Raw genomic sequence first — 15,475 nt, 5'->3', positions numbered from 1 at the left:
TGTCATCTTCCTTTACTTATAAATACTATTGTTTACTAACTAAAGTTTGAATCTTCGTCGTCATTATATCGATAGCTACTTTATTACTTCCGCCTTCTGGTATGATAATATCTGCGTATCTCTTAGTTGGTTCTATGAATTGATTATGCATAGGCCGAACTACATTCAGATATTGATTAATAACAGATTCCATTGTACGTCCTCTTTCTTCGGTATCACGAAGCAGACGTCTTAATATGCGCAAATCAGCATCTGTATCAACATAAATTTTGACATCCATTAAATCTCTTAATGTTTTGTTTTCAAGTGCAAATATACCTTCTACGATGATAACATCTTTTGGCTCAAATGCAATCGTTTCCTTACTTCTCGTATGATTTGAGTAGTCATATGTTGGCACTTCAACCTGCTTACCATTCCTCAAGTCATTCAAATTGTCAATTAATAAATCATTATCAAATGCAAATGGATGATCGTAATTGGTTTCTAAACGTTCATCAAAAGTTAAATGTGATTGGTCTTTATAATAATAGTCTTGAGCCAATAGTGCAACACTATGACCTTCTAAATTTTTCATTATTTCGTTTGTAACGGATGTTTTCCCCGATCCTGAACCACCGGCAATGCCTATTATTGTTGTACTGTTCATTATCCAATTTCCTTTCTCATCATGTTATTCGCATAAATTGGATGATCGACTTTAATTTGAACTATCTGCAACGGATGGCGTGCAGCATCAAGTTCATTTCCCTCTTCATCATAAATTGTTTCCACAACTTGTCGAAAAGTATCAATTTCTGGTCCAAAAAATTCAATTTCCTGTCCAGGTTCAAATTTATTGCGTTGTTGTACTGTAGCAATTTTAGTCGCTTTATCATAATCTAACACTAACCCACAGAAATCATAAGCAGAATTTTTCTTATTTTGTTGACCAAACATTTGCTCTTCATAACCTGGTGTACCTTCTATAAATGCAGATGCAGTATCTCTATTAGCGCATTTGTCTAGTTCAATCAACCATTCTGGCTTAATCTTAAAGTTCTCTGGATCACTTGCATATGCGTCTATAACTTTTCTATAAATTGAGACTACTGTCGCAATATAATGTATGGATTTCATGCGTCCTTCAATTTTTAAAGAATCTACACCAATATCCATCATATTGGGAATCGATTCTATTAATTTCAAATCTTTAGGGCTCATTGCAAAAGGTGCAACCTCATGATCACCATAATATAAATCTAATTCCCCATCAGATTCAATATGTAATAAATCATAATCCCATCGACAACTTTGACAACACCCACCACGATTTGAGTCACGCGCAGTCATATGATTACTTAATGTACATCTTCCTGAATAAGCAATACACATTGCACCATGTATAAAAGATTCAATTTCAATATCAACTTTTTCTTTCATCTCTTTCATTTCCATAGCACCTGTCTCACGTGCTAAAACAACCCTATCTAAACCTTCTTCTTTCCAAAACTCAACTGCTTTGTAATTAGAAAGTGATTGCTGTGTTGAAAGGTGGATTTCCAATTCTGGCGCTACTTTTTTACAAGTTTCAATTATAAGCGGATCAGCAACGATAATACCAGTTGCACCTGTTAATGCTAAATCGCGTAAATAGGTGTCTAAGCCGTCTATATTTTCATCATGAGCAATTATATTAGTGGTTACGTATATTTTAGCACCATAACGCTTTGCAAATGCAACACCCTCTTGGATTTCTGGCATTGTAAAGTTATCTGCATTAGATCTCAAACCATATTCTTGTCCACCGAGAAAAACAGCATCTGCACCATAATGTATAGCTATTTTAAGTTTCTCTAAATTACCAGCAGGTGCAAGAAGTTCAGGCTTTTTCATTTTAGGTTTATTTTGAACATTAATTTCTTCTAAAATTTTCACGAGTTAACCTCCATTAGTATACTGTTTGTTTATATAAGAAGCCTTCGTCAAACGGGCGATGTTCCGGTTGTATTGCTTCTATTGGATCGACAAGCATGAATTTTTCATCTTCATATGCATCTGGGTCATCATTATACAGATCTATTGCTTCTCTGTATTGTTCAGTACAAACATTGATATAACTTTCTGACTGTAAGATGCCGTCTATTTTCAGTGAATCTATACCCGCTTCAAGTAATGGTTCCAATTCTTCTATTAAGCAAATATCGTTTGGTGACATAATATGTGTTCCATTATAATCTTCATAAACTGGGTATTTATTATCACGTTCTTCGTCATATAATAATAAATCATTCGTTTCATCGTTACGGGAGATCTTCATTTGACGTTCTTGGAAAGTGTAATAATTACCTAACAACATACGCTTAGATTGGAACATGCAAGTCATACCATGAACTTGAACTTCAATTTCAACATTCGCATGGGCTTTGATATTAAGGATTTCGTCCAAACTCAATTCTCTAGCAAGTTGTGCACGTGCAGCTCCTTTTGCTCCCCAATAATTACATTGAAAATAATTAGTCACCAGTGCTTCTGCATCCCAATGTAAAGGAATTGGATCTGTGTGTTGTTTAACATACATAACAACAGCTGGGTCTCCAAAGATAATTCGATCAACTTTTATTTCATGAAGAAAATCAATATAAGCTTCAACTGCACTTAAATGATAGTTATGGAATATACCATTTACTGCAGCATATGCCTTTTTACCATTACGATGAATCATATCCACTGCTTCAATCATTGCTGCTTTATCAAATTCTCCTGATAATCTCAAACCAAATTTTTGCTCGCCAATGACAAAGGCATCAGCACCTTTTTCAATTAATGTTTCGATATGTTTAACCGATTTGGGTGTCACTAATAATTCTGTCATTTAGATTCTCCTTTAATTGAAATGGCTAATCCATCATCAATATTTAAAAAGTTAGTCGTATAAGCTTCGTTATTCATAAGCCATTCGTTATATTCAATCACCTTTTTAACCATTTGGCGCACATTGCGAGTCCGCACAACTGAAATATCAGAAACAAAGCCATGATAGAGTACATTATCCGTAATAACTACGCCACCTTCTTTTAATAAAGGTGTATATAATTCAAAGAATTTTTTAGACTGTGCTTTAGCAGCATCAATAAATATCATATCGAAACTTTCTTGTTCGACATTATGAAATTGCTCTAACGCGTCACCCTCAACCAATGTCACTTGATTTGAAAAATCGTATTTCCTAATATTTTCTTTTGCTTGCTGTTGCATATCTGAATCACGTTCAATTGTCGTAATATGTACATCCTTAGATACAGATGCAAATTGCATTGCACTATAGCCAATCGCTGTACCAATTTCTAAAATATTTTGTGGTTTATGCAGCCTAATCAATTGCTTAATCATTTCTAAAGTAAGTCTGTCTACAATAGGGACGTTATTCGCTTCTGCATATGGTCTCAAAGACTCTATCGTTTCATCGGTTTGTTTATGTAAATTTAATAAATAGGATTGATTATTATCCATTTTCAAAACTTCCTTCGTTATAATATAATACATAAGTTTTAACAATAAAATAGGGAGTAGTATAGAAGCTTTTTGCACATAAGGTTCCTTGCCCCATCCCGGCAAAAATGGCCAATTAAAAACTCAAAATACTTATAGATTTGCGCTAGAATGCGTCAATTTATGTATGACCATCATATTTTCTTTAGAAATTATGCTTTAACATCTATTATCATTGTATTTTCAACTTAATCAGTTACCGCACAGACTATCAATCACACTAGTCATTGGTGCTCATGCTAGTTTAATTTTAGTAAAGATGAAAAATATATTTACATATAACATTTATATGGTCTATTCCATTATTAATAAATGCAATTTCAAAATCGTATGTGTTTGAATTTAACTTTATATATTTTACCATAAACACCCCGATAATATAAGCATAAATTCCGTAGTTAGTTAACTCTTAAATATATAATTATCATTAATCATTCGATTTTTATTCGTTTATTTACAGAAAAAACCATACTGCTTTTCCAGTATGGTTTACTTCATAGTGACTTATATTTAAAGAACGATTTTTTAATTATTCGTGGTCATGATCGTGGTCATGATCATCCATTTCTGTATTAACGACTTCTTCAATCATATCCCATTCTTCGTCAGTCTCCACTGGTAAGAATTTGCCACCTTCACCATTTTCATCTGGCTCATTAATCATAGGCACCAATTCAATTAAATCGTCATCATCTGATTCTGCACCTTCTTCAGCAAGAATAACGTATTCTTTTTTGAATTCTGGGTGGAAAAATTCTAATACTTTACGATATAAGACTTCATTACCTTCTTCATCATATAATGTAAGTAATTCCTCTTCATTGTTAATTTCTAATTGAGAATCATGGTTATGCTCCGTCATTATTAAAAGCTCCTTTTTATTGTAATGAGTCTAAATAGCCTTGCAATATAAATACTGCTGCCATTTTATCTATTACTTTTTTTCGTTTCTGTCTAGAAACATCCGCTTCAAGTAATGAACGCTCCGCAGCCATAGTGCTTAGACGTTCATCCCACATAATTATTTCTAATGATGGCAGTGCTTCTTGAAGTTGCTCCTTGTATTGTAACGAAGCCTCGCCTCGAAATCCAATAGAATTGTTCATGTTTTTTGGTAATCCAATAACTACAGTACCAACGTTATCTCTTTTTATAATTTTTACTAATGCTTCAATACCTAATTCATTGTTCTCTTCGTCTATACGGAGTGTGTCTAATCCTTGGGCTGTCCAACCCATCAGATCACTTATTGCAATGCCAACAGTCTTACTTCCTACATCTAATCCTATAATTTTATGCTTTAACATAAACTAATTCGATTTCTCTTGCAAATAGTTTGAAACTAATTCTTCCATGATATCATCGCGATCAATACGACGAATTTGATTTCTAGCTTCGTTATTGCGTGGAATATACGCAGGATCTCCTGATAATAAGTAACCAACAATTTGGTTCACAGGATTATATCCTCTTTCTTCTAAGGTATGATAGACATTTTGTAATACTGTTTTGACATCTTCTTTTGGAATTTCATCATAATTAAATTTCATTGTTTTATCAAAATTTTCCATTGTTCTTACACTCCTTTGTATCGAGTAAAAAAAGTTCTTACTTATATTCTACATTAGAATCGAATCAACTTATAGAGATTTAATGTAATCTTTAATGAAACGTAATGATTCTGTTATGTTCTCTGGTTCAGTACCGCCGCCTTGAGCCATATCAGGGCGTCCGCCACCTTTACCGCCTACTACAGGAGCCATGTTTTTAATGATATCTCCTGCTTTCACTTTATCAGTTAATGCTTTTGGTACGCTAGCTACTAATGACACCTTACCATCTATATTACTAATAAGTACAATAACAGTATCTTGTAATTTTGATTTAAAATCATCCATAGTTTCACGTATTGCTTTAGCATTAGGAACTTCTACTTCCGTTGCTAAGACTTTCAATCCATTAATTTCATCTACTTGATTAGTGATGTCACCCATTTTTAATGATGTCACTTCTTTATTCTTTTGTTCAAGTTGTTTTCTAAGCTCTTTTTCTTCGTCTTGCATATGAACGATTTTCTCTAATACTTGGTCATCTGATTTTACTTTTACTTGCGATTTAACTGCGTTAAATTGAGATTGAATCGTTTCTAAGTATAAGAAAGCTGATTTACCAGTCAATGCTTCTATTCGACGCACTCCAGCACCTGTACCAGACTCACTTACTATTTTAAATAAACCGATTTCTGATGTGTTGTTCACGTGAATACCACCACATAATTCAATTGAAAATGGGGCCATATTTACAACTCTTACAATTTCGCCATATTTTTCACCGAAAAGTGCCATAGCACCTAGTTGTTTTGCTTCAGAAATTGGCATTTCTTGAATATCTACTTCAATACTGTTCCAAATTTCTTCATTAACACGACGCTCAACCGTGTCAATTTCCTCTTGTGTCATTGGGCCAAAGTGTGAAAAGTCAAATCTTAGACGATCTGCTTCAACAAGTGAACCTGCTTGATTAACGTGATCTCCAAGGACTTCTTTTAATGCAGCGTGTAATAAATGTGTTGCACTATGGTTTTTCTTGATTGAACGACGTTCTTTGTGATTCACACTCGCTGAAACTTCAGCATTCTTCTTAACAGTACCAAATTGAATCTCACCTTTGTGCAAATTCTGACCATTTGGTGCTTTAGTCACTTCAGTAACTGCGATTTCAAAGTTTTCATTACTAATTGTACCTTGGTCTGCCACTTGACCACCACTAACAGCATAAAATGGTGTCTCACGTAAAATAAAGTAAATCGTCTCTCCTGCTTCTGCAGATTCTACAAGTTCACCATTTTGGATAATATCTGTGATGACAGAGGCTTTGTCCATAACATCATACCCAACAAATGTGCTATCTGTGGTAATCTTTTTCAATACTTCACTTTGAACTTGCATAGATTGTGAATTTTGTCTTGCTTGTCTTGCTCTGTCTCGTTGCTGTTGCATTTCTTCTTCGAATGTTTGCATATCTATTGATAAATTTTCTTGTGTCGCAATTTCTTCTGTTAACTCAACTGGAAAGCCGTAAGTGTCATATAATTTAAAAGCGTCTTTACCACTGATTTCATGGGTAGATGTTTTCGCTTGTGCAACTAAGTTATTTAGAATAGCTAGACCTTCTTCTAATGTTTCATGGAAGCGTTCTTCTTCTGATTTAATGACGCGCTTAATAAAGTCTGCTTTTTCTTTAACATTAGGATAATATGGTTCCATAATGTCAGCTACAATATCAACTAGACGATACATAAATGGTTCATTAATATCTAATGATTGACTGAATCTTACTGCTCTACGTAATAAACGACGTAAAACATATCCTCTTCCTTCATTAGCTGGTAGTGCACCATCTGCAATGGCAAATGCAATTGTACGAATATGGTCGGCAATCACTTTAAATGCCACATCATAGTTATCATTTTCCAAGTATGTTTTACCTGATACTTTTTCTACTTCATGAATGATAGGCATAAATAAGTCTGTTTCATAATTTGTACGCACATTTTGAGCAAGTGATGCCATTCTTTCAAGACCCATGCCGGTATCAATATTTTTATTGGGCAGTGGTGTATAAGTGTGATCTTTATTGTGATTGAACTCACTAAACACTAAATTCCATACTTCAAGGAAACGTTCATTTTCTCCCCCTGGATACATTTCTTCTGCAGGATCATCTTGTCCAAAATCTTCTCCACGATCATAGAAAATTTCCGTATTCGGACCTGATGGACCTTCACCAATATCCCAGAAGTTGCCTTCAATGCGAATAATACGACTTTCCTCAAGTCCAATGTCTTCATTCCAAATTCTATACGCTTCTTTATCCTCTGGATGTATTGTTACATATAAAAGTTTAGGGTCCATTGCCATCCACTTTTCACTTGTTAAAAATTCCCATGCAAATTCTATAGCTTCTTGCTTAAAATAATCCCCAATTGAAAAGTTACCTAACATTTCAAAAAATGTATGATGACGTGCTGTGAAGCCAACATTTTCTATATCATTTGTACGAATTGCCTTTTGAGAATTAACTATTCTTGGTTTTCTAGGTGTTTCTCTACCATCAAAATATTTTTTCAATGTAGCTACACCAGAATTAATCCATAATAGTGAATCATCGTCAATAGGGACTAATGGTGCAGAAGGTTCTACCATATGGCCTTTTTCTACGAAATAATCAATAAAATTTTGTCTAATTTCACTTGCTTTTAAGTTTTTCATACTTAAAATTCCTCCATCTCAACTCATGTTAGTTCTTTAAATAATTAAAAAAGAAAATAAAAAACGCCCATCCTCATAAAAGGGACGAACGTTTCGCGGTACCACCCTAGTTATAAGTGTTAACAAATTAATTCAATCTTAATTGTAAGTATCATACAAATCAAACGACTGACTTTAATTCCCTAACATACACTTATCACTTAATTAGTTATTATGCTTGCTGACACAAAGTAGCATTCAACTATACCGACTGTACTTTTCACCAACCAGTACATCTCTTTTCGCTCAGTATAATTTACTCATCTTTATGTGAAGTTAATTATATTGTATTTATTTTCTTGTCACATGTCAATCTTCAACGAAGTCATATGGGGAAATATCTCCCATATTAATCATTGGGTTAATTTTAAAAATATTGTCTTCAGTTAGAATGATATCAGCATCAAATGTGTCGCTGATTTCTTCTTCAGTAGATGCATCGTTATTAAAGTAGGCTTTTAAAAATGTGCATAACTGTGTCATTCTCACTTGTCCATGCGTTTTTAAACCAATATCAAAGGCTTGCGGATCACCTAAAAAGACAAGGGATTGTTTAGCCCTTGTTAAGCCAGTATATAATATGGGCTTTTGTAGCATTCTAAAGTATTGTTTTACCATAGGCATGATGACTATTGGGAATTCAGAACCTTGTGATTTATGGATCGACGTACAATAAGCATGAGTTAATTCTATTAAATCTTGACGAACAAAAGTAATTTCATTACCTTCAAAATCAACGACTAATACATCTTTGTTCAACGCATTTTCTTTTGCCCAAAAAACACCCACGATTACACCAATATCACCGTTGAAAATATTATCATTAGGCCTATTTACAAGTTGCAAGACTTTGTCACCTTTTCTAAAAAGCACATCACCAAATTCTATTTCACGTGTATCTTTATCCTTAGGATTTAAAATATCTTGTAATACCATATTAAGTTTTTTTATGCCTGCTGACCCTTTATACATTGGTGCAAGCACTTGAATATCACTCATATCATAGCCTTTATTCACAGCGCTTGAAACAACTTTTTCCACAACTGTCGGAATCTGATCTGTATTACAATTTATAAAATTTCGATCATGAAAACGTTGGGTTATATCAATCGGTTCACCTAGTTTCATCCGATGCGCTAATTCAATAATACTAGAACCATCTTGTTGTCTATAAACTTCTGTTAAATTAACACGAGGAATCACTTTTGAATCAATTAAATCTTTAAATACTTGACCAGGACCTACAGAAGGCAATTGATCTTCATCACCTACTAAAATGATTTGTGCATCTATTGGAACTGCACTTAAAAATTGGTGGAACAGCCATGTATCAACCATAGACATCTCATCAATGATAATTAATTTTGCTGATATTTCATTATCTAAAATATCTTCCGGTTGTGTATCCTGATTCCATCCGATTAAGCGATGAATTGTCATGGCTTCTAAACCTGTCGACTCTGCCAAACGCTTTGAAGCTCTTCCTGTAGGCGCACCTAATACGACTGGATAATCATCATTTTGATAATCATCATAATTTAATGAGAGACCATGAATTTCTGCATATAATTCTACAATACCTTTTATCACAGTTGTTTTACCTGTACCAGGACCACCTGTGAGTAACATAATTTTAGAATTAATAGCAGTCTGTAACGCATCTTTTTGTGAATTTGCATAATTAACTTGATTGCGCTCTTCAATTTCTCCAATCTTCATTAAAAGATCAGACTGTTCTATTTGTTTGAGTTTATTCGTATACGCATAATTGCGATAAAGATTCTGCACACTTTTTAATTCTGAATAATATAAACTCGGAATTGCAACTTCATTTTCTTGTTGAATGAGTTTGGTATCATTTACCAATTCTTGTAATACATGATTCAATTGTTGCATTTCTATTATTTCACTAGGTGCTTGAGAAAGCATATCTTGAGTCATTTCTAATACATTTTGAGTAGGTAAATATGTATGTCCTTGCTTAATACATTCCTCTTCAAGTACATATAACAAACCCGCTTTTAGTCTTTCTGTATCATTGAACTGGATTCCAACATTTCGTGCTAAGGTATCAGCTTTATTAAATCCAATTCCTTTTACATCATATACGAGTTGGTAGGGTTTATTTTCAACAACATTAAGTGTTTCTCCTAAATACGCTTGGTAAATCGCCATAGCTAGTTTTGGTCCAAACCCTAAATCATGTAAGCGTATGATAATTTGCTCCGTCTCTTGATTACTAGCAATTTGTTCAGCAATTTGTTTTTGCTTTTTCTTAGGTAAACCAGGTACTTGCTCTAATACCGACGGGTCATTCAAGATATCGCTTATAGCATTTTCACCTAGTTTATTAACAATACTTTGCGCAGTTTTTTTACCAATACCTTTAAATAAATCACTTGATAAATAACTAATAATTGCCTCTTTAGTTTGTGGTAATTCTTTTTCAAACGTTTCAGCTTTAAGTTGTTTACCATACTTCGGATGTGTAACAACTTGGCCTTTGAATGTATAAACATCACCTTCAGCAATTTCTGGGAAAAACCCTACAATCGTAGGCATTGAATCAAATGTTTCACTTGACTCAATTGTATCAACTTTTAAAACCGTATAAAAATTTTCTTTATTTTGAAATAAAATCGCATCAACGGTTCCTTTAATCATTGAATTATTAAATAGTGTAGGGTCTCCCATCAGTTATTCCTCCTCTGCGATAGATTTAAATGTTTTTATAGCATGCTGACTCATAACATGTTCTGGATTTGCGTCTACAGCAGCTTCAAAATATTCAATTGCTTGTGCTGTATCTTCAGTCTGCATATAAGTTGCCAAACCTAAATTATATAATGCATCTGAATGTTTATTATCCATTTCTAACACCGACTTAAGTTGCTTTATCGCTTGATCAAACATTTCTAAATGACAAAGTACAAGTCCATACTGAAATTGAACCTCAACATCATGACGGTCATCTTGTTCTGCTGCAGTCATTAAAAAAGGTAAAGCCTCTTTAAATGCTTCTAATTGATTAAATGACATGCCAATCATATAGTTAGTATCGACTTGATCAACGTTAAATTTCAACGCTTGTTGATACAATTTAATCGCTTCATTAAAACGGCCTTCATTGTAATATACATTCCCGAGATTATAATAGATTGCGCCATTTTGCGGATCTAAAGTAATTGCACGTTGAAAGAATTTTTCTGCTTTATCTACTTCGTTCGCTTCAGCTAATAAAATCCCTGCATTTATGTAATTTTCTACTTCTTTTGGATTTGCTTCTATGTTTTCAAATAATGCTTTTAATGCTTCTTCAAAATTGCCCTGTTTAATTAAATTATATATCTGTTCTTGATTCATTTCTAACCCTCATTTCTGACTACTTATTATAACATTTACCACGGTATTTGAAATGATAATTTCAAAAAAAGAAATCGCTAGTTACTATATTGAATAGCTTTCTAACGATTTCGAATAAAATTCAAAATTAATATTTATACAACGTAACTTAGTTGACCAGATTCTTTATAAACGTCATCTATCGTAGCGCCACCTAAACATACATCACCATCGTATAAAACGACAGATTGGCCAGGTGTAATAGCGCGAACTGGTTCATTAAATATCACGCGTATAGCATTTTCGTTTTCTTTTTTTACAAATACTTTCGTATCTTTTTGACGATATCTAAATTTAGCTGTACATTCGAAACCATTTTCTAGATTTACATCATTTACGAAAGAGATATCAGATGCTATAAGGTAATCGCTGTATAATGCGTCATGATGGAATCCTTGTTCCACATATAAAATATTGTCATCTAAATTTTTACCTACAACAAACCATGGATCACCATCGCCACCAATACCTAATCCGTGACGTTGACCAATTGTATAATACATCAAGCCAGCATGAGTGCCGATTTTTTTACCTTTTAGTGTTCTCATTTCTCCAGATTGTGCTGGTAAATATTGTGATAAGAATTCTTTGAAATTACGTTCGCCAATAAAACAGATTCCTGTTGAATCTTTCTTTTTAGCTGTAGCTAGGTCTTGTTCTTCTGCTATTCTGCGTACTTCTTTTTTCTCTATATCTCCAATCGGGAACATCACACGTGACAACTGGGATTGAGATAACTGATTCAAGAAATATGTTTGATCTTTATTATTATCAACACCTCTTAGCATTTCAACATGACCATCTTCATGACGACGCACACGTGCATAATGTCCAGTTGCAACATAATCTGCACCGAGTTTTAACGCATGTTCTAAAAATGCTTTAAATTTAATTTCTTTATTGCACATAACATCTGGATTTGGTGTACGTCCTTTTTTATATTCGTCCAAGAAATAAGTAAACACTTTATCCCAATATTCTTTTTCAAAATTAACTGCATAATATGGAATACCTATTTGATTACATACAGCGATAACATCATTATAATCCTCTGTTGCAGTACAAAATCCATTTTCATCTGTATCATCCCAATTTTTCATAAAAATGCCAATTACATCATATCCTTGTTCTTTTAAAATATGTGCTGTAACTGAACTATCAACGCCGCCTGACATGCCAACTACTACGCGTGTATCTTTATTTGACAACTACATTTCCTCCCTAAATTTATGGTATATTTTGTGAATTTCTGAAACTATATATTTAACTTCTTGTTCTGTTGTCTGTTCATTAAAGCTAAATCTAACTGAGTGCTTCGCTCGCTCATCATCACTATACATTGCTTGTAACACGTGTGATGGCGTCGTTGTTCCTGCTGTACATGCCGAGCCTGATGATACATAAATATTTGATAAATCTAATAATGTGAGCATTGTTTCAACATCTACAAACGGTAAATATAAATTAATGATATGTCCTGTTGAATCTGTCATGGATCCATTGAGTTCAAAAGGAACTGAGCGCTCTTGTAACGACACTAGAAACAAATTCTTTAAATTCATAAGGTGCACATTATTTTCATCTCTATGCTCATTAGCTAATTTGATTGCTTCAGCTAAACCTACAATTTGTGGCACATTTTCAGTACCAGCTCTACGTTTTGCTTCTTGTTCTCCACCTAATTGTTGATACTTCAATTTAGTTTCTTCTTTTAGCAAAAGTACGCCGACACCTTTTGGACCACCAAATTTATGTGCAGTAATACTCATAGCATCCATATTAAAATCATGGAAATCAATTTCTAAGTGTCCAATAGCCTGAACTGCATCAACATGGAATAATGCATTCGATTCTGAAACAATTTCTTCAATATCATACATAGGTTCAACAGTCCCAATTTCATTATTAACAAACATAATTGAAACTAAAATGGTTTCTTCAGTAAGTGCATTTCTTAATTGATTAAGGTTAATCAATCCTTCTTTATCCACTTCTAAATAAGTAACTTCGAAACCTTCTTTTTCGAGTTGTTCAAATACATGAAGTACAGAATGATGCTCAATCTTAGTAGTAATGATGTGTTTACCTTTGTGCATGTGCTCATAAGCAATACCTTTAATTGCAGTGTTATTTGATTCAGTTGCGCCACTAGTAAAGATGATTTCACTTGGCTTAGCATTAAACGATTTAGCAATTGTACGACGCGCATCATCTAAGTATTTTCTGGCATCCCTACCCATGCTGTGAATTGATGACGGATTACCAAAATGTACTGAATAGACTTCCATCATTTTATCAATAACTTCTTGTTTGACGGGTGTTGTTGCAGCATAATCTGCATATACTTCCATGTTTGACACTCCTTAAATTTTTATCAATGTTCCAATAATAGCACCATATAATTTATTTTTCTAGTCGTCTGTTTCAAAATGGCCATTTTCATCTATATCTCTGAAATCATTTAATAAATTCAACGTATTTTGCGTATTAATTTTTTGTTCACTATTCATTGTAACATTAAGTAATTGTTTGTTTTTTACAACCCAATGTGTCGCATCAAAATGTTTTTGTAAATATAAATCATGTGTAACAATCAAAACTTGTCCTTTGAACTGTTTGATCATATTTAAAATTAAGTCTTGCGTTGTAATATCAAAGTAATTCGTTGGTTCATCTAAAATGAGTAAATTAGCATTTGAAAAAAACAATAGTACAAATTGCAATCTACTTTTTTCACCCATAGATAAAGAACGAATCGTTTGTTGTATTTTATCTTTATCAAAACCGAACGAAGCCAAGATTGTTTGAGCATAACTACGTGTCATATGATCTATTGACATGACCATATCTAATGGTGTTTGTCTGTAATTCAAATTATTATTTTGTTGATCAAAATACGCAATTTTTACTGAAGGCGTTACATAAACTGTACCTTTATCCGGTTTCACTTGTTGTCTTATAAGCGCAATTAGTAATGATTTACCACTACCATTCGGACCAGTTAATAAAATATGTTCATCTTTTTTAATTTCAAAATTTGCTTTGTTATAAATTATTTTTTGTCCAATACCTATACATATATCTTCTAATTTCACTAATTCTCGATTATGCACTGATTGTTCATCATTAAAATGAAACTTTCTATCCTGTTTATCCGGAGACTCTAACTGCTTTTCATTTAATTTATGTGTTAACTGAGCATTTTTTACTTTTGCTTTTTTAGCTAGTTTGCTAAGACGCTTTTGTTGTTTAGGATCACGCACACTTGTCGTAGCTTTGGCAGTTGAATGCCATTCATTCACGCGTGCAATTGATTCTTCCAGCGCTTTGATTTCTTTTTGTTGCTTATCATATGCATTTTTATGAGATTGAAATTCTAATTGTTTGACTGAATGGTATTGATTATAATCACCTTGAAATTTTCTCGATGTTTTTTTAGTGATTTCATAAACATGACTCGCAGTCTGATTTATAAAACCACGGTGATGTGAAACGTAGAGTATCGTTTGCTTAGACTTATTTATTTCTAAAATTAAATTATCTAGCATTGCTTGATCAAGATGATTTGTAGGTTCATCTAATATAATTAGCGGTTTTTCAGATATAAACGCTCTGATTAATGCAACGCTTGTTTGTTGTCCGCCACTTAATAATCGTATTGGCTTATCTAAATCTTGTTCACTTATATTAAACCGCTTTGCGGTAGTAATTATTTTTTGTTCTATCTCATAACCATTTAAAGCGATATAATCACTTATCTTGTCATAATCGGTTACAATTTGCGTTTTCAAAGTTGCAACCTCAGGAAATATTGAAATGATAAAGGTCATCGCGGTTAAATCAAATACTTGCGTCAAGTCTTGCTTCATTAAATATGATTGCGTTTCATATTTTAAATTTAAAGCATTTAACAATGTTGACTTGCCGACACCATTATCACCAATCATTGCAACATGCTTACCTAGTTCAATATCAATATTTACGTCTTCTATCAATATTTTACCAAACTGTTCAAATGGTTTTTCTGAAAAATAAAAAGACATATCATCTTCCTCGCTCTCAATAAGGACATGACACATCTTTAAATATTATAACTGTAAAAGATTATAAGGTGCTTTCACATAAAAATACTAACCAGACAATGCCTATCCCATAATAGTTTTATTTTCTTGTACATCGTTGTTATTTACCTTATGAGCATTATCCATAGTATTTTTCTTGAGCCACCTCTC

The 15,475-nt window shown here is 33.2% G+C and carries 13 protein-coding genes; all 13 read right to left on the bottom strand.

Annotation, left to right across the window (positions count from 1 at the left end):
- Positions 1-25: 25 nt before the first annotated feature.
- The gene (gene udk / locus M1D64_RS05975; protein WP_069822031.1) at positions 26-649 is read right to left on the bottom strand and encodes a uridine kinase; all 624 of its coding nucleotides are present in this window, start codon (positions 647-649) and stop codon (positions 26-28) included.
- Positions 649-1,917 carry a peptidase U32 family protein gene (locus M1D64_RS05970; RefSeq protein ID WP_011302971.1) on the bottom strand — a complete coding sequence of 423 codons (1,269 nt, stop codon included), beginning with the start codon at positions 1,915-1,917 and terminating at the stop codon, positions 649-651. The genes udk and M1D64_RS05970 overlap by 1 nt, the downstream gene beginning before the upstream one ends.
- Positions 1,918-1,930: 13 nt before the next feature.
- Positions 1,931-2,854, bottom strand: coding sequence for a peptidase U32 family protein (locus tag M1D64_RS05965; RefSeq protein WP_069825896.1), 924 nt, complete (start codon positions 2,852-2,854; stop codon positions 1,931-1,933).
- Entirely contained in the window at positions 2,851-3,492 is a 642-nt protein-coding gene (locus M1D64_RS05960; protein WP_002483124.1) for an O-methyltransferase, read from the bottom strand. The genes M1D64_RS05965 and M1D64_RS05960 overlap by 4 nt, the downstream gene beginning before the upstream one ends.
- Before the next feature lie 568 nt (positions 3,493-4,060).
- The gene (locus tag M1D64_RS05955) at positions 4,061-4,393 is read right to left on the bottom strand and encodes a DUF1292 domain-containing protein (protein WP_002483123.1); all 333 of its coding nucleotides are present in this window, start codon (positions 4,391-4,393) and stop codon (positions 4,061-4,063) included.
- A 16-nt stretch (positions 4,394-4,409) separates the two neighbouring features.
- A complete protein-coding gene (gene ruvX, locus M1D64_RS05950) occupies positions 4,410-4,838 on the bottom strand; it encodes a Holliday junction resolvase RuvX (RefSeq protein ID WP_011302969.1) in 429 nt (142 codons plus the stop codon).
- 3 nt (positions 4,839-4,841) lie between these two features.
- Positions 4,842-5,102 (bottom strand): IreB family regulatory phosphoprotein, encoded by a 261-nt coding sequence (locus tag M1D64_RS05945; protein ID WP_002483121.1) that lies wholly within the window; start codon positions 5,100-5,102, stop codon positions 4,842-4,844.
- A 69-nt stretch (positions 5,103-5,171) separates the two neighbouring features.
- Entirely contained in the window at positions 5,172-7,802 is a 2,631-nt protein-coding gene (gene alaS / locus M1D64_RS05940; protein ID WP_069825897.1) for an alanine--tRNA ligase, read from the bottom strand.
- A 348-nt stretch (positions 7,803-8,150) separates the two neighbouring features.
- Positions 8,151-10,535, bottom strand: a complete 2,385-nt coding sequence (recD2, locus tag M1D64_RS05935; RefSeq protein ID WP_129530968.1) for an SF1B family DNA helicase RecD2 — start codon at positions 10,533-10,535, stop codon at positions 8,151-8,153.
- A gap of 3 nt (positions 10,536-10,538) precedes the next feature.
- Positions 10,539-11,204 carry a tetratricopeptide repeat protein gene (locus M1D64_RS05930; RefSeq protein WP_069822034.1) on the bottom strand — a complete coding sequence of 222 codons (666 nt, stop codon included), beginning with the start codon at positions 11,202-11,204 and terminating at the stop codon, positions 10,539-10,541.
- Positions 11,205-11,338: 134 nt separating this feature from the next.
- Positions 11,339-12,451 (bottom strand): tRNA 2-thiouridine(34) synthase MnmA, encoded by a 1,113-nt coding sequence (gene mnmA, locus M1D64_RS05925; RefSeq protein WP_002483117.1) that lies wholly within the window; start codon positions 12,449-12,451, stop codon positions 11,339-11,341.
- A complete protein-coding gene (locus M1D64_RS05920) occupies positions 12,452-13,594 on the bottom strand; it encodes a cysteine desulfurase family protein (protein ID WP_002483116.1) in 1,143 nt (380 codons plus the stop codon).
- 60 nt (positions 13,595-13,654) lie between these two features.
- The gene (gene sal, locus M1D64_RS05915; protein ID WP_075339788.1) at positions 13,655-15,286 is read right to left on the bottom strand and encodes a Sal family ABC-F type ribosomal protection protein; all 1,632 of its coding nucleotides are present in this window, start codon (positions 15,284-15,286) and stop codon (positions 13,655-13,657) included.
- Between the last annotated feature and the right edge of the window lie 189 nt (positions 15,287-15,475).

It is taken from the genome of Staphylococcus sp. Z5-21, from assembly GCF_056529615.1.
Note: the sequence above shows the minus strand (reverse complement) of the source record. Positions and strands in the feature narration are given on the sequence as shown.